This is a genomic window from Mycobacterium sp. 663a-19 (genome assembly GCF_035616495.1).
Lineage (GTDB): Bacteria > Actinomycetota > Actinomycetes > Mycobacteriales > Mycobacteriaceae > Mycobacterium.
Genome location: NZ_JAPJAV010000001.1, coordinates 404,568 through 426,024 on the forward strand (window position 1 = coordinate 404,568; position 21,457 = coordinate 426,024).

Here is a 21,457-nt window from a genome sequence, read left to right on the forward strand (position 1 = left end):
ATCAGCAACTATTCTCAGGCTAACGCGCTGGTCCTGAAAGCAAGAGGTTTCGGGTGCGCTGACGGCGCGACGTGGGGCTTATCAACCTTTTCTCGCCCTATTGACCGCGCCGATGGTCACATTCAGCCTGGGTCTATGGCGGTCTTGAGCGATCCGGTCGATTTCTTCGGTGCCGAGGCATTACAGGATCCGTATCCGATGTATGACCGGATGCGCGCCATGGCTCCGGTGCACCGCATCGCTGATTCCGACTTCTATGCCGTGTGTGGCTGGGACGCGCTGATCGACGCCGTCACTCGGGTCGAGGACTTCTCGTCCAACCTCACGGCAACAATGGTTTTCCGCGAGGACGGCAGCGTCGCGGCGTTCCCGATGATGGAGGCGGGAAGCCCCGCTCACGCCCTGGCCACTGCCGATGATCCGGCGCACGCGCTGCACCGCAAGATCTTGCTCCCGCATCTGTCCGCACGGAGGGTGCGGATCATCGAGGAGTTCGCCGCTCACACCGCCGAGCGCCTATGGGAGGAGAACCTGCACCACGGGCGCATCGAGTGGATGGGTGCGATGGCGAACCGGCTCCCGATGATGGTGGTCGCCAAATTGCTGGGCCTGCCCCATGCCGATGTCGACAAACTGATCCGCCTGGGTTACGCCACAACCACCCTGCTCGACGGCGTTGTCACCGAGGCGCAGCTCGCGGAGGCCGGGGCTGCCGCGTTCGAACTGTCCGCGTACGTCATGGAGCATTTCGAGAAGGCCGATACCGCAGACAAATCCGGGCTGATACCGGACATGGCCGCCCGCTACGCCTGCGGCGAAGTGGACCAGGCCGTGGCGATGGGCATCATGCTCACGCTGTTCAGTGCCGCCGGCGAGTCGACCGCGTCGCTGTTGGGCAGCGCGGCATGGATTCTCACTGACCGCCCCGAAGTCCAACAGCGACTCCGCGAAAGTCCGGAATTACTAAGCGCTTTCATCGAAGAATCGCTGCGTTATGAGCCGCCGTTCCGTGGCCACTACCGCCATGTGTGGCGCGACACCACACTCGGCGGGGTGGAGGTGCCGGGGAATGCTCATCTGCTTCTGCTGTGGGGAGCGGCCAACCGCGATCCCGAGCATTTCGAGTCGCCAAACGAATTTCGTCTCGACCGCAGCACCGGGAAGGGGCATCTGACCTTCGGTAGGGGAGTGCACTTCTGCCTGGGAGCCGCCTTGGCCCGCCTGGAGGCCCGAATCGTGTTGGGGATGCTGCTCGAGCGCACCACGTGGGTGGACGCGATCGACGTCGGAGAATGGTTGCCCAGCATCCTGGTCCGGCGACGGGAGCGCCTCGAGTTGGCCGCCCGTTAGCGGCCCTCAGCCGATGGCGCCGCTATCCTTGAGCGCACAGTGCGCACAGTGCGCACAGTGCGCACAGTGCGCACAGTGCCCACAGTGCCCCACAGTGCCCCCGGCAGGATTCGAACCTGCGACACCGGCTTTAGGAGAGCCTGCAACCTCTCCCGGTCGCGGCCCCAAAAGCCGTTATGAGCTGGCAATTTAACGCCATCGGTCGCCATCTCGTACCACGGCGTGTCGCGAATTCACCGACCAAGGACCGACCATGGGAAGGCGATGGCCATCCGTTCTGGAGTTCCTCGGTGGCGAGGTCCGGTCTGACCGCGAGGCGATTAACCGGGCTGTGCTTTTGCAGCACCTTTCGGACGCGGCGCCGACATGCCGCACCCCGATGGATACCAGTAGTTACCCATGATTGATTTCTCGACCGGTCGGAGGGGGCGGAGTGCCCTAACCGGCACCGCTGTCGGTACCGGCTGCAAGATTTTGGGCGGCCGCTGAGGTCGGCATCGTGAGGCGCGATGCGCCTCTGCCTAGTAGTGAAATCCGAGTGCCTCGCTGGCTCAGTACCAGCCGGCCAGATAGGCATTTGGCCAGCTCAACGTCAGTTCCGGTATACGGTTGAGCTCGACTTGGGCTATGGAGCGGCTATCGAGATCACAAATTCCATTGCGGCAGAGAGCAAATGGTCGAGTGAGGCACTGACCTTCCGCAGCACGGCATAACACAGAGGACCCTCAATGTTAAGCATCTCGTAGGGTTTCGGGCACGCCGCAAGCGTTGGACCAAGTCAATTGGTCCATCGTGGCCACGGCGCCAGGTGGGCAAACATCGATAGGCGGGGACCGGCGGCTCGGACGAGTTGATCCGCTGCGTGTCCCGCTGCGCTCTCCTTAGCATTCATTTCTCTGTCACTAACCAGAGCCGCAAGTACTTCCAAGCCCGCGGGCTGGAGGATCGTAGTGAAGCCGCTAAATTCCACCGCCCGCGCTGATCTGGCCGCAGGTCATGTCGGCATAGGGTCCGTGGCGCATAGTTGACGCTGGGGGAAGCGGATCCTCGGCCACGGTCGAGCCGGCCGCGGACCTGTGCGACGGCCTCACGCATGTCCCTCACTCGTCACGGCAGTCGCCGTCGAGGGTCGTGCCCGCACCGCAGCGCCGTCGGCATCGCCGCTGCACGCAGGGGTTGACGGGGTGCAATCAGCGAGACTACGATTCGCAGTGAACACTTCGGTTAGTGGCGAACGGGAACGGGCGCTGCGCGGCCCGTTGGGAGTTAGCTTGTCGGAATTACCCACGCTGACCAGCGAGGCCCCCTTAGAGAGTGCACGACAACTGATTCCTGCTCTCCGGGCCCGCGCGGCCGACGCAGAACGACTCCGTCGCCTGCCGGACGAGACGATCGAAGACGCACGACGCGCCCGACTGTTCGAACTGTTATCGCCAAGGCGATGGGGCGGTCAGGGCGGCAGCCTGCGTGACTTCGTCGCAGTAACGAAGGCGCTGGCGGAGGGAGATCCTTCGGCCGCTTGGACGCTGTCGTTCCTTATTAGCCACCACTGGCTGCTGTCTCGCTTCCCCATGGCTGCCCAGGAGGTTGTCTTCGCCAATGGCCCTGTCGCCTTGGCGGCGGCAGTGGCCAACCCGCCGGGACGCGCGATAGGTGTCGGCGGCGGTTATCGGCTAACGGGCCGTTGGCCGTATTCGTCAGCGATCATGCATTCGGACTGGTTCGCCTGCACCGGGATGACGGAGGAGCAGCGCCGCCCGATGTGGTTGCTCCTTCCGCGCGACGAGGTCACGGTTCACGACACGTGGCACACCGCAGGTATGCGCGGCACCGGGAGCAACGACGTATCGGTCGAGGATGTCTTCGTCCCCTCCGATATGACCATCGACTTCGAGCTCTGGGGTTCTGCGGACAATCCCGGAGCCGAGGTGCACGCTGAGCCGCTGACCCGATACGACTTTCGCGATATATTCGGCCTGATCTTTCCGTCCGTGCTGGCGGGCGCGGCTCGGGCCGTGCTTGAGGGTTATCGGGACCGCCTGGCAGTGCGTAGGCTGCCGTTCGCTTCAGGACCGCAAATCGACATGTCGAGCTGCCGAGCTCGGTTTGGCAAGGCAGCGGGGGAAGTTCAGACCGCCGACATACTTCTCGACCACGCGACGGATACCATCATCCAAGCCGACGCGTCCGGCCGCCAGCTCAGCGACCAGGAACGTGTTGCTCTCAAACTCGAGCTACTCAACTGCGCGCAGACGGCCCGAAGCGCCGTCTGCACCGTCATTGAAGGTTCCGGCTCGAGCATTTACAAGACGAACGATCTGACCCAGCACTACAAGCGCGACGTCGACATGATCCTGGGTCACTTCACCCTCGACTCCGATTGGGTGACAGAAGTCGCCGGCACGGTGCTCCTCGGCGTTGGGGGCATCACCAACCCCGGCCACTTCTTCTAGGAGTACCCATGCTGCTGCACCCTGGCGACCTTGCACAGGAGGAACACAGATCATGCTGCTGAGCCAGACCGAACGCGACCGCCGGTGGGCGGCGCTGACACAGCTCATGGATACCCACGACCTGGAAGCGGTCCTGGTGTACGGAACGTCGCAGGCCAATGGGCATCTACGGTATCTGACCTTGTTCGCGCCGCCTATCGACAGTGCCGCCTTCGTGATCTTCCGCGACGGAACCAACATCCTCGCGCTCCCCGACGGGGTTATGTCCTATTACGCCTCCAAGACGAGCTGGGCGGAGACACGCACGATCGGGACGGGTATCGAACTCCTCGATTGCCTGAGCAGGAAGAACGTTCAACGCATCGGCATCGCAGGTCCCGAAGGGGTGCCCCACCATTGGTACAACGGCCTAAGGGAACGCCTGTCGCATGATGACGTCGTCAACATCAGCGCCGAACTGACGAAAGCGCGCTGGATCAAAAGCGCCGAGGAGATTGCGCTGGTCCGGCAGAGCTGCGCCATCGCGGATGAGGCTTGGGCACAGGTGCACGACATCGTTCGAGGTGGCCGACACGCCCACGAGGTGCTCGCCGATATCGAACACAGTCTGCGCCGGCGCGGATGCGACGGATCCTTCAACCTAGTCATCCCGCTGCCCGACGCGGAGTTCGACCGGTTGCCTCCGACCCACACGCTGAGATCCGGAGACGTCTTCATCCTCGAGGTCTCGCCACAATTCGGCGGATACTTCTCACAACTCACCAGCGTGATCTCGATGGGACCAGCTAACCCGGCGATGCGAGCCGGGTTTGAGGCTGGTGTACAGGCCCGCGCTGCGGCCCAATCGCAGCTCGTCCCTGGCGCCGATCTCGCCCGCGTATCGCAGGCGATCGCCACCGATTTGCGTGAACACGGGCACGAAATGAGGTCATCGGACATCGGACACCTGTGCGGGGTCGAGCTCGCGGAGCCTCGCGTGGGCAGCACGTCCTTGAAGTTGCAGGCCGGTATGGTGCTGATCTTCCATCCAGTCGTCGCGGATCAGCAGTACAACTTTTTGATGAGAGCCGACACCTACCTCATTCACGAGCACGGCGCTGAGCGACTGACGACTCATCCGACTGACCTGCCAGAGTGCGCATAATAGGGGGGCCTTGGCTTGCGCGTTGATGTTCATACACACCTCTATCCGTCACGGTTCGTCGAAGCGGCGCAGCGCGTCGGTGCCTTCGAGGAATTGGCCGCCTTCAAGACCTACAGACCGCTGCTTTTAGGGGCACAAGCAGTGCAAGGCGCGCCGGAGGCAGATGCAGCGCTTGCGAGCCGCATAGCCGACATGGAGGAGGCAGGAATCGATCGCTCGGTGCTCAGTGTCGGTGCGTTCCAACCCTATTTGGCTGACGCCGCCACTGCCGCCGACACGGCTCGAATCGTCAACGACGAATACCGGGAGATCATCGCACGGTATTCGGAGCGGTTTGTCGCGTTCGCTGCTTTGCCCCTGCCCCACATCGATCAGACCCTCGAGGAGATTCGTGTGTGCGCCGGCGATGACGCCTTCGCCGGTGTGGGGTTGGGTTGCTCTGCCGGCGGATACGCTCTCGATGATGAACGCTTTGCACCGGTGTGGGCGGAGCTTGACCGCTACGAGACGGTCGTGTTCCTCCATCCGGGCGTCATACCCGGTTGTGCGGTGGGTTCGGAGGACTTCGCGTTGGCGCCGATGATCTGTGGCGCGGCCGAGATCGCGGTCGCGGTGCTGCGCCTGGTGGTACGCGCGGTGACGACTCGCTATCCGAGGGTGCGATTCGTTGTCGCGACGACGGGCGGATCGATCCCCTTGTTGGCGAGGCGTTTTGACGATGGGTTCAGGCGCAGCACGCCCGAGCTGTATGCGAAGGTCGGCGGTGCTCTCGATGGTCTGCGGTCGATGTACTACGACACCAGCATCATTGAGGAACGGTTGTTGCTGTTGTGCGCGAGCGATGTCCTCGGGGCCGATCGCCTGGTGTTCGGAAGTGACACACCACGCATCAAACCCATCGACGCGGTCAGATATATCGAGGGCTGCGAACACCTCACGGCGGGTCAGAAAAGGGCGATCCTTGATCTCACTGCGCAGTCCGTGCTCGGGATTGGCAGCACACGAGTGCAAACAGTTCATGATGCGACAAGCCAGCCTGCAGTGATGACTGCCAGGCCCGATACCCCCAAGTGATGGCCAAGCCGATCGATGAGCAGAGGAGAAAGCAATGGAGCGTAGGAGCGAACTGAGTTTGTTGGATGCCGCCGCCGAACTTAGCGCCTACGACGAGTACCCCGTTTTGCTGGCGGAGATCGACCCGCAGCTGCACCTAAGCCGCAATGATCGCGATCAGCCCTTCTTCCTCATCTGCGACCACGATACGGTGCTCATCCAGATGGCCGGTACGAGTCGCGTTCGAATGATGTCGTCACCGGTGCTGTGGGAAGTCCTTGAACTCGGCGACTTTCTCTACGTGCCGGCTCGGACGCCGCACCGGATCGAAATTCTGGAGCCATCGGTTCACGTCCGCTTCAAAGCCGCGAAGCCGGCGGTGGAAGGTGTCGCGTGGTTCTGTGACAACTGCGCAAGCGAGGTCCACCGCATCGAGTTCGATGTGACGGAGGAGCAACTTGTTCAGGACGGGTACGTAGCCGCGTGCGCCGTCTTCAACAGCGACGCGACACTTCGCACGTGTGACAACTGTGAGACGGTGCACGAGCCCGTGGATCTCACCGGTATCCGATGGCAAGAAACCGCGGAGCTGATTCGCACAGCAGCCGGGGCGGCCGAACAGCGGCCCCACGCCACCGGTACGGTCGCCGCTCGATCTTCTAGCGGGGCCGGCGCCTGGGCTCAAAGCTCGTGAACGCACAGCGCCCTAATGGTCGCTGCATTTCTTCCATCTTCGGCGGATAGCGCTGACAACGAGAGTGCACGTTTTTGCCTGCAAACAGCTTCACCGAACCGTTTAGAGGGCGACGCATGACAAGCAATATCGATCCGACATTTGAGGCGCTGTACGGTGACCAGTCGGCTCACCGGATTGTTCCGTGGGATATCGGTGGCCCGCAGCCGGTGGTTCAGCAGTTGGTAGCGTTTGGCGCCGTCCGCGGCGAAGTGCTCGACCCCGGAACTGGCCCGGGGTATCACGCGATTCACTTCGCGTCTCACGGCTATTCCGCTACCGGGATAGACGGGTCTCCGGCGGCGATTGAACTAGCTAAACGCAACGCCGAACGCGCCGGAGTGCAGGTGAACTTTCAGGTGGCCGACGCCACGAGACTGGACGGGTTCGAAGCACGGTTTGACACCGTGGTTGACAGCGCCTTCTACCACGTGCTCACTGATGACGAGGACGCTCAAGGGCAGTACATCGAGGCCTTGCACAAAGCGACTAAACCCGGTGCGCGGCTGTTCATGTTCGAGTTCAGCCGACACAATGTGAACGGTATCGAGTTCGAAGGCGTGCCGGCCGACAACTTCGAGCGGGTGCTCGGTGCGGCCGGGTGGCGCGTCGACTATGTCGGTGCCTCGACCTATGTCGGCATCTTCGGCCCGGAAACGCTGGCATTTATGACTGCGATGATGGAGTCCCGCACGGAGAGGGCGCAGCGGTTCAAGGAACTGCAGGATCGACTGCGTGTTATCGAGCCGCTGCTAGACGACAATCATCGGGTGCATATGCCCGCATGGGCAGTGGCCGCTACTCGCCGAGACTAACCACGCGCCACACCACGGACGGATCCTCTCGGGTCCGGAGCTGGGCTATGGATGCACCACAAATTCTCAATGGCCGACTGGATGGACTGGGTGATGTTCACGCATCGACCCCCACGAGCGGCCGCCTCGACCGAGTCGGCTCAAGGAGATTGCTCGACGGCTGGTAGGCAGCCGTTCGAGCTGGTGGCAGCGCCTCCTAGCCCCGGGGCCGCGGGCGAGGGGCCGCCTATGCCTCGTTAAGCAACTCGTGGAGTCCGGATTTACCCAGATGGGCGGCTTCGGCCTGCGCCGCGTACGCTCCCCATCCCCAGCGTTCAACAGGGAACGGTTCATTCACGAATTCGCACTTCTTGCAGGTTCGCAGCGATTCGTCCGCGTTATAGCGATGAACCGCTTCTGCCGAGCCCACGATGGTCGCGAACCGCGCTGGCCCTAGGCCAGTGTCGGCGTCGGCGGGAACCACGTCGAATTCGTGCTTGAGCAGCAGGTGGTTGCACTTTTCGCAGCGCAGGATGATGGCCTCGTGCTGTGTGGCGCCGGTAAGTTGGCGTTGGGTAACTGTTGCAACCATCGACGCGTCTGGATTGTCGCCTCCGGTTGCCATGATGGGGTCGAAGACGGGATGGAGCCGGCCGGTCACGCTTGAGAAGCCGGGGAAGCCCGAGAAGCTGATCATGACCTCGTCAACCGAATTGAGGTGCTGGAAGCCGCCGAGCGGGGAATCTGGGCCGCCCCGGTACCCGGCTTTGAACACCACCACCGCCGGCACCACTGCGCCTTCGCCGAGATACGGAAAGATCGGACACAGTTGAGAATTCGAGATTTGCGCCATTTCAAACACGTTCCGCTTCACGGGCGTACGGCGCCCGTCCGGCGCACTCAACCGGTGCTCAGTCATTTTCCGCTGCCTTTCCGGCCGTAGCCATCTGCATTGATACTTCGGAAACATCTGCCAAGCAGCTCCTCCGTGCGCTCAGCGGCACGCCAGCAACTCGACTGGTCGTGTGCCGAGACGTTGCGCGCCGTCGGGCCGCACCACAACCATGTCGCCCCATGACACGTCCCAGCTCCTGGCCGACCACTCCACCCCGTCGGGGACGGCGGACGGCTTGAGGATAAAGGTCGTCGATTCCACAAGGACATCGTCCTTGACGTTCTCGTGGCTGTTGTAGGGCGTGATCAGCGGCCCAGTGCCGCAGCCGTGCAAGATGAACTCGACAAAGCAGCCGCTGCCCCTGGCGGCCTCGCTTGTGGCATCGACCACCTCGCCCCATGTGGCCCCGGGTCGCATCGCATTGCGAGCCGCTTCGAACGCTGCTCGGTTGATCTCAAATAATCGTTTGGCTTCGTCGTTAGGCTCGCCGACGACGAAGGCCTGGGCGATTTGACCGGCGTAGCCGGCGACCGGCACGACTATCTCCGTGGCGAGGTAGAGCCCGGCTTCGACGACGCCGGGAGGTGGGCCAACCATGCGTGTTCGCGGTTCGCCCCAGCGTCCCGGACACCAGCCGAAATTGGCCAGCTTGCCTTCGCTAATCGTCGCAAGTGTCGCCGCGGCGAACACCTCCGCCTGGGCCCGGCCCGGCCGTAGCTCCTGACGAATGCGGTCGGCCACCGTCTCACCTAGACGCACCGATTCCTGGATCCGGTCTATCTCCTCGGCACTTTTCACGTATCGGGCCATCGACAAGATGGGCGTCCCGTCGATCACCTTGCACGAAGTGGGGAGCGCGTCGACCACAGAGCGAATCGTCGTGTAGTTCAAGTACCCTTCAGGCTGGTGCATGTTCAGGTATTCGTCGCCGGTCATCCCCGCGATTGCGATGGTGCGACCGGCAAGGCCCATCTTCGCGAGCTGTGCAGCGACCGCGTCCCCCCATAACACGCCATTGGCAAACCCGACGAATTCACGTTCGCCAATCCACCCCGGTGGCCGCGTGATTTCAAGCGCAGCATCTTCTCCGCCGAGCAGAATTCGCGGCTCCCCGTCTCGCGGGAACAAGACCGCGCCAGGCTGGCCCGCAATCCACATCGCGTCGGCCGGTAGAAAAGCTGGAAACACGATCAGCAAGTCGACGCCCGAATCGTCCATGAGCGTTCGGGTAACGGCCCATCGCCGTTGTTTCTCGGCGTCCGAAAACGCGCCAAGCGACCGCATCGGAGCGCCAGGACCAAATGCCGTCATCGTGGGAACCTCCAAGTTACGACCGGTCCCCGCCACGCTGGCATCGAACGCGGCACGACGCTTCTCTGCATTGACGGTTCTGCGGGAAAACTAACCGGAGTGTTCACTACGCCTACCATAAGGGGTCCGCGCCCTTCGCGTCAATCGCCCGCTGCTTTGTAGGGAGGTCGCGCAGGCCGGCACCGCCGCAGCGGTGCCATGGTCATGCACGTCACTACCGGACGAGGCGATATGGCCGGCCTGCTTGACCACCGCTAACCACCTGGTTAGCGTAGTGAACGCTTCGATTAATCCTTCGAAGGGTTGGTGTGATGGACACAGGTTTGCTTCTGTTGCGAGTGGCTGTCGCCTTGTTGCTCGTGTTCGGCCATGCCACACAGAAGCTCTTCGCCTGGCCCGAGGGACCTGGTCTCGACCAGGCTGGGAAGCTCTTCGAGACCTGGGGCCACCGTCCGGGCAAAGCCATGGCCGCGTTCGCAGCGATAAGTGAACTCGTCGGCGGTCTCCTCTTGGCGGTGGGGCTTTTCACTCCGGTGGGCAGCGCGGTAGTCGTCGCGACGATGATTGTCGCCGCGGCTGCCACCGCTCCCAACGGACTTTGGAACCTCAGGGGGGGTTCGGAACTGGCGCTACTCTACGGCGTGATCGCCGCTTCTCTCGCGTTCACCGGACCTGGCAAGTATTCGCTCGACCACGCATTCGGCTTCAGTGCGGCCGGCAATGGCTGGGGCCTCGCCATGGCCGCAACTAGCGCCGCCGCAAGCGGTTTGGTGATAGCGCGCCAACGAGTCCTCCTCCATGCTGCGCACGGTGCTGAACAGTGAGTCGCCTCGCGGCCCGCTGAAGGTGAACCTGTTCGTCCTCGCCACACACAATCTCGGCCAGACCCAGTTGGTGCCGCTATTCCCCTATCTCAGCGCGGGGCGAGCGAACCCTTCAAACGTGTTGACGATACGGTCATCAGTCCTTTACCGTAGTACACACTACGCTTTTCCCTGCGCCACGGAAAGGGCGTTGTTGATGGGCTACGCGACGACTCGACTCTCGCAAACATCAAAGAACAAGGTTGCCCTTAAGTTCGAGCAGATCGCCGTCAATCCAGCCGAGGCCGTGGAGGTTCTACGCAGGGTGATGGCCACCCGCAGGCCGGCGGAGCGGAGCGAACGCTTCGCGACGCTCGCCGAGCCGTGGGCCACGGTCCAGGACACGCTGCAGGCCGTGGGCGACGCCCAGATCCGCGCCGACGACTACATCGTGCGGGCGGGTGAGCTCGAGCTGCTGGCCAATTCGGTGCAGTTTGATGTGACTGCGCCCGAAAAAACCGGCGCCGACGTTCGCCACGCAATCCGAGGACATACTTGCCGAACTCGGAGTGGAATGGCACCGCATCATCGAGCTCAAAACGGCGGGAGCGGCTGCCTAGTCCGCCGGAGAAGCCGATGCCCTACGCCGCTTCGACCCAAAGCGACGGTGCCGCTGTGCTTTTGCTCGCCACCGAAGACGCGGTCGATCGGTTCACGAACCAACCGGCGTGGATACGGGGCTTTGGGTTGGGGCTGGATTCGGTGATGCGTCAACACAAGTCGGACATGACGACGTTCCCCGCCACGGTCCGCGACGCCAAACAGGCGTTTGCGATGGACGCAATAACGCCGTCGGATGCGGATGTCGCCGAGGTACACGACTTCTTCACCGGAATCGAGCTGATCAGCTGCGAGGATTCCGGATTCGCCGAGCGGTTCGGGGACTACAAGCTCGTCGAGGCCGAGGTCACCAGCGTGGGCGGGGCGCTGCCGATCAACCCGAACGGCGGGTTGAAGGCGGAGGTTCACCCATCCGGCGCGACGGGAGTCGCACAGTGCGTGGAGCTTTTCGAGCAGCGGGCAGTCAACCAAATCGACTCCGCCCGTGTCGGCTTGGCGCAAAACCTCGGAGGCCCGATCGCGGTTTCGGCGGTAACGATTCTCGAAGGACCTGCGGTCCATGCCTAGTAGACGGGTGGGGCGGTGGCCGTCAGGAATCATGATGGGGCGATACGCCTCGGGACCGTTTCAGGCCGTCGGGGGGTTTTTCGCGATGTCGGCGGACGCGGTGAAGTTTGTCTTCCGCAGGCCGTTTCAATGGCGGGAGTTTGTGGAACAGTGCTGGTTCGTCGCTCGGGTCGCATTGGTGACGACGCTGATGGTGGCCATCCCATTTACGGTGCTGATCAGCTTCACGCTCAACATTCTATTTCGTGAGCTCGGCGCCGCCGATCTGTCCGGCGCGGCCGCGGCGTTCGGCGCGGTCACACAGGTCGGCCCGCTGGTCACGGTGCTGGTCGTGACCGGGGCTGGCTCCACCGCGATGTGCGCCGATCTGGGGTCGCGCACCATTCGCGAAGAGATCGACGCCATGGAGGTGCTGGGCATCGACCCTGTCCAGCGACTGGTGACCCCGCGGATGCTCGCGGTCGGTCTGGTCGCGCTGCTGCTCAACGCCCTGGTCGTCATCATTGGGATCCTCGGCGGCTACGTGTTCTCGGTGTTCATTCAGGACGTCAACCCCGGTGCGTTCGCCGCGGGCATCACGCTGCTGACCGGTGTACCCGAGATGATCATTTCCTGCGTCAAGGCGATGCTGTTCGGCCTTGTCGCCGGGTTGGTGGCCTGCTATCGCGGGTTGATCATCGCCGGCGGTGGCGCCAAGGCCGTCGGCAACGCCGTCAACGAGACCGTGGTGTACGCGTTCATGAGCCTGTTCGTCGTCAATGTGGTGGTCACCGCGGTCGGCATCCGGATGACGACCAAATGACCCGGGGGACTGCCATGACACAGGGCGCCGCCTATCCGCGATTCTTCCGCGAAGTCGAAAGACCGATCGGCACGTTAAGCCGCATCGGTGAACCACACCGTATTTTGTGCGAAGGCGTTCGCGGTAGCGCCGTTCGCGGCTACCCACCACCGGCGCGGGATTGCGCGGCGGGTCACCGAAATCAGCATGGGCGCAGGCGCATTGGCGATGATCGGTGGATCACTCGTGATCGTCGGCTTCTTGGCGCTGGCGGCCGGCTGAGAGGGGAGTCGTGACAGACCACCTCGGACCGGGTCCGATACACCGGTCCGAAACCCGCAGCGGCGCGACTCCGGTCGCGGCGTCTGTCGGCGTGCATTTCGGTGCGCGCTCGTTCTGGCGTCCGTTAGCGGGTCTGGTGACGATTCTGTTCGTGGTCGCGATTGTCGCCGTGTGCGCCAACCTGTTTCGGGGCGGGTTCACTTCGGATGTGCCGGTCACGGTCTTGTCGCAACGTGCCGGTCTGGTGATGAACCCGGGCGCCAAGGTCAAATTGCACGGCGTTCAGGTGGGCAGGGTTGTCTCCATCGAGGACCTGCCGAACGGGCAGGCCGCCCTTCACCTGGCGATGGATCCGTCGCAGCTGCACCTCATTCCGGCCAACGTGCTGGTCGACATCACTGCGCCAACGGTGTTCGGCGCCAAGTTCGTTCAGTTGGCCGCCCCTGATAACCCGTCGCCGCAGCGCCTGCGCGCGGGCCAAGTGCTGGACGCCAAGCACGTCACGGTCGAGACCAATACGCTGTTCGAGGAACTGACGTCGGTGTTGTCGAAGATCGAGCCGGCGAAGCTGAATGAAACGCTGGGCGCGCTCGCGCAGAGCGTGAACGGGCGGGGCCAGAAGTTCGGCCAGGCGCTGTCTGACCTCGATTCGATTCTCGCCCGGCTGGATCCGAGCCTTCCCAACCTGAGCCACGAGCTGGCGGTGGCCCCCGGTGTGATCGGCGCCTATGCCGACGCGGCCCCGGACCTGATTAGCACCGCTGACAGCGCGACCCGCCTCAGCGGGACGTTGGTCGACGAACAACACAACCTGGATGCGCTGTTGGTCAGCGTGATCGGTTTGGCCGACATCGGCAATCAGGTCCTAGGCGAGAACCGCCAACCGCTGACCGATGTGCTGCATCTGCTGGTGCCGAGCACCGATCTGACCAACCAGTACAACCAGGCGCTGTATTGCGGGCTCGCCGGAATCCTGCCGTTGGCCTACCAAAGTCCGCTGGCATTCCCGGGGATCGTGCTGTTGGCGGGCTTCACTCTCGGCATGGAGCGCTATCGGTACCCGACGGACCTGCCCAAGGTGGCGGCCAAGGGCAGGCCGTTATGCGTCGACCTTCCGCGCGTGCCGTTCGAGGCCCGTGCGCCATACGTCGTGGCCGACGTCGGCATGAACCCGGCCAGGTATGGAAACCAGGGCATACTGCTGAACTCCGATGCCCTCAAGCAGTCGCTTTTCGGGCCTATCGCCGGGCCGCCGCGCAACACCGAACAGTTCGGCATGCCTGGATGACGGGCACATGGCGCGCGACGCTGGTCAAGTTCACGACCTTCGCGGTCGTGATGGCGGTGCTGATCACGTTTCTGTTCTTCATCTTCAGCCAGTACCGCACCGGTGCGACGAACGGGTATACGGCGGTCTTCGCCGATGTGTCGCGCCTTAAGCGTGGAGACAGCGTACGGGTCGCCGGCATCCGGGTGGGCACGGTCAACGGCGTTTCGCTGCGCCCGAACAACACGGTGCTGGTCACGTTCGACGCCGACCGCAACATCGTGCTCACTACCGGCACCAAGGCCGAGGTGCGCTACCTCAACCTGGTGGGCGATCGTTATCTGGAGCTGGTCGACGGTCCCGGATCGACGAGAATTCTGCCGGCCGGCGCGCAGATCCCGGCCGACCGCACCGCGCCCGCGTTGGACCTCGATCTGCTGCTGGGCGGGCTGAAACCGGTGATCCGGGGCCTGAACCCGCAAGACGTCAATGCCCTGACCGCATCGCTGCTGCACATCCTGCAGGGCCAGGGCTCGACCCTGGAGTCGCTGTTCGCGAAAACGTCGTCGTTCTCGAAGGCGTTGGCCGACAACAACCAAACCGTTCAAGAACTCATCGACAACCTCAACACGGTGGTGGCCACATTGGCCAAGGACGGCGACAAGTTCTCCGGCACCCTCGACCGCTTGCAGCGGTTTGTCACCGGGCTCGCGCAAGACCGCGATCCGATCGACGCCGCCATCGAATCCCTCGACAGGGGAACGGCCTCGTTCACCGACCTGCTGACCAGGGCCCGGCCGCCGCTGGCCGGCACGGTGGAGCAGCTGAGTCGGTTGGCACCCTTGCTCGATGCGCACAAGGACCGCCTCGACACCGGACTGCAGAAGGCGCCGGAGAACTACCGCAAACTCATCCGGACGGGCGCGTACGGCAGCTTTTTCAACCTCTACATGTGCGGAATCACCCTCCGCGTCACCGACCTGCAGGGACGCACCGCGGTATTCCCGTGGTTTCGGCAAGAAGGCGGGAGGTGCGCGGAACCCTGATGCTTAAGTACCGCGGAACCAAGCTCTTTAACGCCGGATTCATCGGCGTGGTTGTGGTGGTGCTCGTCACCGTCGTCGCGCTGCAGTACCAGCGCATAATGTCGTTGGCGACGGCGGTGCGCTACCAGGCCCTGTTCTCCGAAGCCGGCGGCCTGACGGCCGGCAACGACGTGACGGTGTTGGGCATAAAGGTCGGCACAGTGTCGGGCGTGTCGCTGCGCAACGGCGATGCGCTGGTGACGTTCACGATCAACAGCGAGGTGGTGCTCGGATCGGGCACAACTGCGCACATCCGCACCGGCACGCCGCTGGGTGGGCGGGTGCTGACCTTGGAGTCAGCGGGAGGCGGCAGGCTGCACTCGTTGGATGTGATCCCGGTTTCGCGCACCTCGTCGCCGTACTCGCTGAGCGAGGCCGTCAGCGAGTTCACGACAAACGTCGCCGCCACCGACACTGACGCCCTCAACCAATCGCTGGACAAGCTGTCGGAGACCATCGATGCGATCGCACCGCAGTTGGGGCCGACGTTTGACGAGCTGACCCGGTTGTCGAGGTCGCTTAACGGCCGCAACCAGACGCTGGGCGAGCTGCTCAAGAGCGTCAGCGATGTCACCGGGATCCTGTCGGAGCGCAGCCAGCAGGTCAACGCCCTGGTCCTCGACGCCAACGATCTCCTCGGAGTGCTGGTGGCGCGCCGCCAGGCGATCGTCGATTTGCTGGCCAACACGTCCGCGGTGGCCAAGCAGGTGTCCGGGTTGGTGCACGACAACGAAGCCAAGCTGGCCCCGACGCTGGACAAACTGAACTCGGTGACCGAGGTGCTGGAGAAGAACCGCGACAACATCACCAAGGCGCTGCCCGGTCTGGCGAAGTTCGCGGTCACCCTCGGCGACGTCGTGGCCAGCGGCAACTTCTACAGCGTGTTCGTTGGCAATCTTCTACAGCTGCAAACCACCCAGCCGTTCCTCGACTACATATTCGGGTTCCGCAGGGGCGCGAATGCCGGGCAACCGCCGGATAACGCCGGGCCGCGGGCGGAGTTCCCGTTCCCGGTCAACGGGATTCCGCAGCCCGGGGACCGTCCATGGTTCGACCGTCCGGGGGGCCAGCCATGATGTCGCGCAACCGGTTCGCTGCTGCGATGGCGATCGTCTTGGCACTGCTGCTCGTCGGCGGCGCAGCGGTAGTCGTCCGTCAGGCATTTTTCCGGCCGAAGGTGATCACCGCGTACTTCACCACCGCGACCGCGATCTACCCCGGCGACGAGGTTCGGGTTTCGGGGGTCAAGGTGGGCAGCATCGTCTCGATTCGGCCGCAGGGCACGCAGGCGAAGATGACCATGAACGTCGACCGCGCAGTGCCCATCCCCGCCGACGCCAAGGCCGTGATCGTCGCCCAGAATGTCCTCGCGGCCCGCTACGTTCAGCTCACCCCGACCTACCGGTCGAGCGGCCCGACGATGGGTGACGGTGCGGTGATCCCGATCCAACGCACGGCGGTACCCGTCGAGTGGGACGAGGTCAAAGAGCAACTCAGCCGGGTGGCTGCGGAATTGGGCCCCAGCAGCCAGGTGTCGACCCCCTCGGTCGCGCGGTTCATCGACAGTGCCGCCGACGCGCTGAACGGCAACGGCGACAAGCTGCGCCAGACGCTGGCTCAGCTGGCGGGGGTGGGCCGGATCCTCGCCGACGGCAGCGGCAACATCGTCGACATCATCAAGAACCTGCAAACCTTCGTCGCCGCGCTGCGCGACAGCAGCACCCAGGTCGTGCAATTCCAGGACCGCTTCGCCACGCTGACCAGCGTGCTCGACGACAGCCGCTCCGACCTGGACGCGGCGCTGACGAACGTGTCGAGCGCCGTCACGGAGGTCCAGCGATTCATCGCAGAGACCCGCGACAAGACCAGCGACGAGCTTGCGCGGTTGGCCGATGTCACCCAGAACCTGGCCGAGCACCGCAAAGACCTCGAACAGGTTCTACACATTGCGCCGAATGGCCTCGCGAACACCCTTGGTGCGTACAACCCCAACACCGGAACTCTCGTCGGGCAGTTTGTGTTGAGCAACTTCTCCAATCCTGTGCAGCTGTTCTGCAGCTCGATCGGCGCTATCGAGAACGTCACCGCGATCGAGACCGGGAAGCTGTGCTCGCAGTACCTCGGTCCCGCGTTGCGCCAGTTCAACTTCAACTACAGCCCAATTCCCTTCAAGCCGTTTCTCGGGCCGAGCCCGACCAACCTGATCTACACCGACCCGGACCTGGCGCCCGGCGGCGTGGGACCGCCACCGGGGCCGCCCGAGCAACAGCCCGCGGTCTCGGCGTACACCGGGCGCAACGGCGATGTGCCGCCCCCGCTGGGGTGGGCCGGTGCGGGCCTGCCTCCCATGGCGCCCGGCTTGTATACACAGCCGCCGATGCCGGCATTTCCAACCCCGGCGTGGTTTCCGGGCGCGCCGAACCCCACCGCACCGCTTGTGGTGCCGCCGGGTGACCTGCCGGGCTTGCTGCTGCCGGCGCTACCCGCCGAGGGGACACCACCATCATGATCGGCGCGGGTTCGGCACGTCGGCTGCTGGTCGCCGGTGGTTGCGCGATGTTCACCGTCACCGGATGTGCGTTTCACGGGTTGAACTCGCTTCCGCTGCCGGGCGCCGTGGGACGCGGGCCGGCGGCTCAGATCTTTCACGTCGAGATCGCCAATGTCGGCACGCTGGAGTCGAATTCGCCGGTCATGATCGGCAACGTCGTGGTGGGCAGCGTCGGCAAGATGACGGTGCGGGATTGGCATGCCGATGTCGATGTGTCGGTGTCGCCAGGCATCGTCGTGGCGGCCAATGCGGTGGCCACCGTCGGGCAGACCAGCCTGCTGGGGTCCATGCACCTGGCGCTCGATCCGCCGTCCGGCCAGCCGCCGGTCGGCCGACTCGAATCAGGTGCCACGATCGCGTTGAACCGCTCGTCGACCTATCCGTCGACCGAGCAGACCCTGGCGTCGCTGTCGACGGTGATCAATGGCGGGGGCTTGGGGCAGATCGGAGATATCGTCCACAATTTCAGCGCCGCGTTGTCGGGGCACCAAGACGCGGTGCGCGATCTGATCAGTCGCCTAGACACGGTGGTGGGCACGCTCGATCAGCAGCGCGACAACCTCATCGCGTCCATCCAGCAACTCAACCGGCTCTCGGCCACCCTCGGTGCGCGGCACGAGGTCATCGCCGCGGCCCTGCACAAGATACCGCCGGCGCTGGACGTGCTGATCAAGGAGAAGCCGCGCCTGATCACCGCATTGGACAAGCTGAGGGTATTCACCGACACCGCGACCGCGGTAGTCAACGACACCCAGGCCGACCTGGTGAAAAACCTGCAGAACCTGGAGCCGACCATCCGGGCGCTTGCCGACATCGGGCCGGGCATAGACGACGCCCTGGCGGCGGCAACCGTGTTCCCGTGGACGCAGAACATCATCGACCGGGGCCTGCGGGGCGACTACTTCAACCTGTTCATCGTTATGGATCTCACGGTTACCCGGCTGCGGCGAGAGCTACTGTTGGGCACCCACTGGGGTGTTGACGGCGCCGAGCTGGTGCCGGCGTCGGGGGACCCGGGTTACGACTGGTTCTATACGAAGAACCCGCTCGGCGGCCTGGTAGCGATCCCGCCGGAAGGCAGTGGGCCGCCGCCACTAACCGGATCCGGGGGCTTGGGATCCTCGCCGTGGCCTGGGACACTGCCGCCGCAACCCGAGGGGGTGGCACCGCCGCCCTCGGGTCAGCCGCTGCCGCCGGCCGGCCCCCCACCACCACCGGTCGTGAATCTGCCACCGCCATGGCCCGGGGGTTCGTATGCGCCCGGGGGTCTGTATGCCCCCGTATCGCAGCCGCCACCCGCCGCCCCGCCGCTCGACTTATCGCTCAGCCCCTGGGATGAGGGCGGCACCTGATGTTGACGCGTTTCATTCGAATCCAGTTGGTGATCTTCACGATTGCATCGATCGTCGGTGTGGTGACGATGGTCCTTTCCTACATGCAGGTGCCCGCGCTGCTGGGCATCGGCAGGATTACCGTCACGCTGGAGCTGCCCGCCGCCGGTGGGCTGTACCGGTTTTCCAACGTCACCTATCGCGGGGTGCAGGTCGGCAGGGTCACCGCGGTCGGGGTGACGCCCACCGGCGCGAAAGCGACGCTGTCGCTGGGCACTTCGCCGAAGATACCCGCGGATCTGCAAGCGCAGGTGCGCAGTGTCTCGGCGGTGGGTGAGCAGTATGTGGAGTTGCTGCCGCGCACCGACTCGCCGCCCTATCTGCGCGACGGGTCGGTGATCGCCATGCGCGACGCCACAATCCCGAAAGCGGTCGGGCCGATGCTGGATCAGGTCAGCGCGTTGACCCGCAGCATTCCCAAGGACAAGCTCAGCGTGTTGCTCGATGAGTTGTTCAAGGGCTTCAACGGGGCCGGCTACGACCTGAGTTCGCTGGTCGACTCGTCGGCCACCGTCTCCCACGACCTCAACGGAATCGCCGACCGAAGCCGGACCCTGGTCGATGACACTGTGCCGCTGCTGGATTCACAAGCCGAGACCACCGACGCGATCCGGACGTGGGCGCGCAGCCTGGCCGCAGTGAGCAGGCAGGTGGTGACCAATGACGCGCCGCTCCGCACCCTGTTGCAGAACGGGCCCGGAGCCGTCGATGAAGCGTCGCGGCTCGTCGAGCAGATCAAGCCGACGCTGCCGGTGTTGCTCGCGAACTTCAAGACTGTCGGCCAAGTCGCCGTCACCTACCACGCGTCACTGCAGCAACTCCTGGTGCTGTACCCGCCGTTCGTCGCCGCCACCCAGTCGGGCAGCCCCGCTGGGAACCCGACCGGCATGCCCATCGGTGACTTCGAGGTCGCGGCAGAAGACGTGCCGCCGTGTACCGTCGGTTACTTGCCGCCCAACATGTGGCGATCCCCGGCCGACACCTCCGAGGCCGACACGCCCGATGGCGTGTATTGCAAGCTGCCGCAGGATTCGCCTATCGCTGTGCGCGGCACCCGCAACTACCCCTGTATGGGGCACCCGGGAAAGCGCGCCCCGACTGTTGAGATCTGCGACAGCGACAAGCCCTTTGAGCCGCTGGCCATGCGGCAACATGCACTCGGTCCTAACCCGTTGGACCCGAATCTGCTCGCGCAGGGCATCCCACCCGATGACCGAATTACCTTCCCTGACCGGACCTTTGGGCCGGTAGAGGGGACGCCGATGCCGCCCGGGGCGCCTCCGCGACCGGGAGCGCCTCCGCCACTGGGACCATCGGGTAGCGTCGAAAATCCGCCGCCCGGGACGGAAGTGCCGCCCAGCCCGGATAACGCCGGGCGCACAGCGCCGCCCCCGCCGTCAGGTGTTCCGGCGCCGCCCGCCGGAATGGGAAGCGGCGTCCCGCCCGCAGCGCCAAGTTCGTTCACCACCAACGGATCCGGACCGACCCCATCGGCCGCCGTCGCGCAATACGACCCGCACACCGGGCGCTATGTCGGTCCGAACGGCCACCTCTATCAACAGTCGGATCTGGTTGCCCCAGGGACACCCAGGACCTGGGAAGACCTGATCTTGACCTCGCACACGTCGGCCTGATGAAGCCCCTCGTGAGGAGCAAACGATGCCTTTAGTTCGAGCAATCGCGGGCGCGACATCGGTGGCCGCCGCAACAGTCCTCGGCTGCGGCGCCGCGCCCCTGGCCGGCGCGACCGTCTGCGACCCACCGATCAACGGGATCTACACCGCCATTGCCGACGGTCAGTGGGCACAGACCAACGACACGTATCACAACGAAAAGACCGTCACCAGCACGTGGACCATCGGCTCCACCTGTAGCGACTTCATCGACTGCACCGGTCGCGTCGCCAGCAGTCAAGGATGGAGCGCGGACGCCACCTGTCAGTCCGGGCTATGGAAGGTTCGTCGCCACCTCGACAACTGGGAGCCCTGCCGAGACGGCACCGCGGCCCCCGGGGACCAAACATACGCGTTCTCACCGGATATGACCAATGACGCAAACTTCGTCGGCTGGACTAAGACAGTCGGCCCGAGCGGCGCCTGCGGCGTCAATCAATGGCTCGCCATCAAGATGCCCTTCAGGCTGATCAAAATTGGCTGATGGTCAACTCCACTCAGACCGGCGTGAACCGAATGTGAAGGCCGTTCGGGCGTCCGCGGCGATCGGGATTCCCGAGGAGCGCCGGGGGCAGGTCGGCAAGGCGTTCGTGGTGACGACATCCGATGTGTCAGAACAGGAGCTGACCGTCTGGAGTCGCCAGCGGACGACGGGTTCAAGCTGCCGCGGTTTATCGAGGTTCGCAACCAATTGCCGCTGAAA

18 protein-coding genes, 1 tRNA gene and 3 pseudogenes are annotated in these 21,457 nt (G+C 64.2%); 19 read left to right on the plus strand and 3 right to left on the minus strand.

Annotated elements, in window-relative coordinates:
* Positions 1–135 precede the first annotated feature (135 nt).
* Positions 136–1,350, plus strand: coding sequence for a cytochrome P450 (locus tag OQ968_RS02060; RefSeq protein WP_324674151.1), 1,215 nt, complete (start codon positions 136–138; stop codon positions 1,348–1,350).
* Between the two features lie 95 nt (positions 1,351–1,445).
* On the opposite strand, the gene OQ968_RS02065 is transcribed toward OQ968_RS02060, so the two are convergent.
* Positions 1,446–1,513: transfer RNA gene (locus OQ968_RS02065), tRNA-Arg, on the minus strand.
* A gap of 1,048 nt (positions 1,514–2,561) precedes the next feature.
* Between OQ968_RS02065 and OQ968_RS02070 the strand changes: the two genes are divergently transcribed.
* The 5 genes from OQ968_RS02070 (at position 2,562) to OQ968_RS02090 (ending at position 7,548) form a co-directional block, all read left to right on the plus strand.
* Entirely contained in the window at positions 2,562–3,803 is a 1,242-nt protein-coding gene (locus OQ968_RS02070; protein WP_324674153.1) for a hypothetical protein, read from the plus strand.
* Positions 3,804–3,855: 52 nt separating this feature from the next.
* Positions 3,856–4,947 carry a M24 family metallopeptidase gene (locus tag OQ968_RS02075; protein WP_324674155.1) on the plus strand — a complete coding sequence of 364 codons (1,092 nt, stop codon included), beginning with the start codon at positions 3,856–3,858 and terminating at the stop codon, positions 4,945–4,947.
* Positions 4,948–4,962: 15 nt separating this feature from the next.
* Positions 4,963–6,021, plus strand: a complete 1,059-nt coding sequence (locus OQ968_RS02080) for an amidohydrolase family protein (RefSeq protein WP_324674158.1) — start codon at positions 4,963–4,965, stop codon at positions 6,019–6,021.
* A gap of 34 nt (positions 6,022–6,055) precedes the next feature.
* The gene (locus OQ968_RS02085; protein ID WP_324674160.1) at positions 6,056–6,694 is read left to right on the plus strand and encodes a JmjC domain-containing protein; all 639 of its coding nucleotides are present in this window, start codon (positions 6,056–6,058) and stop codon (positions 6,692–6,694) included.
* 116 nt (positions 6,695–6,810) lie between these two features.
* Positions 6,811–7,548: a class I SAM-dependent methyltransferase gene (locus tag OQ968_RS02090; protein ID WP_324674162.1), complete on the plus strand. Its 738-nt coding sequence runs from the start codon at positions 6,811–6,813 to the stop codon at positions 7,546–7,548.
* Between the two features lie 226 nt (positions 7,549–7,774).
* On the opposite strand, the gene OQ968_RS02095 is transcribed toward OQ968_RS02090, so the two are convergent.
* Both OQ968_RS02095 and OQ968_RS02100 read right to left on the minus strand, forming a co-directional pair.
* The gene (locus OQ968_RS02095; protein WP_324674164.1) at positions 7,775–8,446 is read right to left on the minus strand and encodes a hypothetical protein; all 672 of its coding nucleotides are present in this window, start codon (positions 8,444–8,446) and stop codon (positions 7,775–7,777) included.
* Between the two features lie 75 nt (positions 8,447–8,521).
* Positions 8,522–9,640 carry a M24 family metallopeptidase gene (locus tag OQ968_RS02100; protein ID WP_324674165.1) on the minus strand — a complete coding sequence of 373 codons (1,119 nt, stop codon included), beginning with the start codon at positions 9,638–9,640 and terminating at the stop codon, positions 8,522–8,524.
* A 404-nt stretch (positions 9,641–10,044) separates the two neighbouring features.
* On the opposite strand from OQ968_RS02100, the gene OQ968_RS02105 reads away from it, so the two are divergent.
* From OQ968_RS02105 to OQ968_RS02165, 13 genes and pseudogenes are all read left to right on the plus strand, one after another.
* Complete coding sequence (locus OQ968_RS02105; protein ID WP_324674167.1) at positions 10,045–10,557, plus strand: DoxX family protein; 513 nt, start codon at positions 10,045–10,047, stop codon at positions 10,555–10,557.
* A 256-nt stretch (positions 10,558–10,813) separates the two neighbouring features.
* Positions 10,814–11,156, plus strand: a pseudogene (locus OQ968_RS02110) (CoA transferase); the annotation flags it as partial.
* Positions 11,157–11,178: 22 nt separating this feature from the next.
* Positions 11,179–11,724: pseudogene (locus OQ968_RS02115) on the plus strand (thiolase C-terminal domain-containing protein); the annotation flags it as partial.
* Positions 11,725–11,758: 34 nt separating this feature from the next.
* Complete coding sequence (locus tag OQ968_RS02120) at positions 11,759–12,526, plus strand: MlaE family ABC transporter permease (RefSeq protein WP_420715806.1); 768 nt, start codon at positions 11,759–11,761, stop codon at positions 12,524–12,526.
* 14 nt (positions 12,527–12,540) lie between these two features.
* A pseudogene (locus tag OQ968_RS02125) lies at positions 12,541–12,784 on the plus strand (ABC transporter permease); the annotation flags it as partial.
* A gap of 94 nt (positions 12,785–12,878) precedes the next feature.
* On the plus strand, positions 12,879–14,075 hold the full coding sequence (locus OQ968_RS02130; protein WP_324675014.1) for an MCE family protein: 1,197 nt from the start codon (positions 12,879–12,881) through the stop codon (positions 14,073–14,075).
* Entirely contained in the window at positions 14,072–15,100 is a 1,029-nt protein-coding gene (locus tag OQ968_RS02135; RefSeq protein WP_324674171.1) for an MCE family protein, read from the plus strand. The genes OQ968_RS02130 and OQ968_RS02135 overlap by 4 nt, the downstream gene beginning before the upstream one ends.
* Positions 15,100–16,215, plus strand: a complete 1,116-nt coding sequence (locus OQ968_RS02140) for an MCE family protein (RefSeq protein ID WP_324674173.1) — start codon at positions 15,100–15,102, stop codon at positions 16,213–16,215. The genes OQ968_RS02135 and OQ968_RS02140 overlap by 1 nt, the downstream gene beginning before the upstream one ends.
* A complete protein-coding gene (locus OQ968_RS02145; protein WP_324674175.1) occupies positions 16,212–17,648 on the plus strand; it encodes an MCE family protein in 1,437 nt (478 codons plus the stop codon). The genes OQ968_RS02140 and OQ968_RS02145 overlap by 4 nt, the downstream gene beginning before the upstream one ends.
* Positions 17,645–19,042, plus strand: a complete 1,398-nt coding sequence (locus OQ968_RS02150; RefSeq protein WP_324674177.1) for an MCE family protein — start codon at positions 17,645–17,647, stop codon at positions 19,040–19,042. Before OQ968_RS02145 ends, OQ968_RS02150 begins: the two co-directional genes overlap by 4 nt.
* A complete protein-coding gene (locus OQ968_RS02155) occupies positions 19,042–20,715 on the plus strand; it encodes an MlaD family protein (protein ID WP_324674179.1) in 1,674 nt (557 codons plus the stop codon). Before OQ968_RS02150 ends, OQ968_RS02155 begins: the two co-directional genes overlap by 1 nt.
* A 61-nt stretch (positions 20,716–20,776) precedes the next feature.
* Positions 20,777–21,238, plus strand: a complete 462-nt coding sequence (locus OQ968_RS02160) for a hypothetical protein (protein WP_324674181.1) — start codon at positions 20,777–20,779, stop codon at positions 21,236–21,238.
* 34 nt (positions 21,239–21,272) lie between these two features.
* Positions 21,273–21,455, plus strand: coding sequence for an AMP-binding enzyme (locus OQ968_RS02165; RefSeq protein ID WP_324675016.1), 183 nt, complete (start codon positions 21,273–21,275; stop codon positions 21,453–21,455).
* Positions 21,456–21,457 lie beyond the last annotated feature (2 nt).

Coding starts and splice junctions, on each gene's coding strand:
- OQ968_RS02060 (WP_324674151.1), top strand. CDS start 136: ATGGCGGTCTTGAGCGATCCGGTCGATTTCTTCGGTGCCGAGGCATTA.
- OQ968_RS02075 (WP_324674155.1), top strand. CDS start 3,856: ATGCTGCTGAGCCAGACCGAACGCGACCGCCGGTGGGCGGCGCTGACA.
- OQ968_RS02085 (WP_324674160.1), top strand. CDS start 6,056: ATGGAGCGTAGGAGCGAACTGAGTTTGTTGGATGCCGCCGCCGAACTT.
- OQ968_RS02090 (WP_324674162.1), top strand. CDS start 6,811: ATGACAAGCAATATCGATCCGACATTTGAGGCGCTGTACGGTGACCAG.
- OQ968_RS02095 (WP_324674164.1), bottom strand. CDS start 8,446: ATGACTGAGCACCGGTTGAGTGCGCCGGACGGGCGCCGTACGCCCGTG.
- OQ968_RS02100 (WP_324674165.1), bottom strand. CDS start 9,640: ATGGACGATTCGGGCGTCGACTTGCTGATCGTGTTTCCAGCTTTTCTA.
- OQ968_RS02105 (WP_324674167.1), top strand. CDS start 10,045: ATGGACACAGGTTTGCTTCTGTTGCGAGTGGCTGTCGCCTTGTTGCTC.
- OQ968_RS02120 (WP_420715806.1), top strand. CDS start 11,759: ATGGGGCGATACGCCTCGGGACCGTTTCAGGCCGTCGGGGGGTTTTTC.
- OQ968_RS02135 (WP_324674171.1), top strand. CDS start 14,072: ATGACGGGCACATGGCGCGCGACGCTGGTCAAGTTCACGACCTTCGCG.
- OQ968_RS02140 (WP_324674173.1), top strand. CDS start 15,100: ATGCTTAAGTACCGCGGAACCAAGCTCTTTAACGCCGGATTCATCGGC.
- OQ968_RS02145 (WP_324674175.1), top strand. CDS start 16,212: ATGATGTCGCGCAACCGGTTCGCTGCTGCGATGGCGATCGTCTTGGCA.
- OQ968_RS02150 (WP_324674177.1), top strand. CDS start 17,645: ATGATCGGCGCGGGTTCGGCACGTCGGCTGCTGGTCGCCGGTGGTTGC.
- OQ968_RS02155 (WP_324674179.1), top strand. CDS start 19,042: ATGTTGACGCGTTTCATTCGAATCCAGTTGGTGATCTTCACGATTGCA.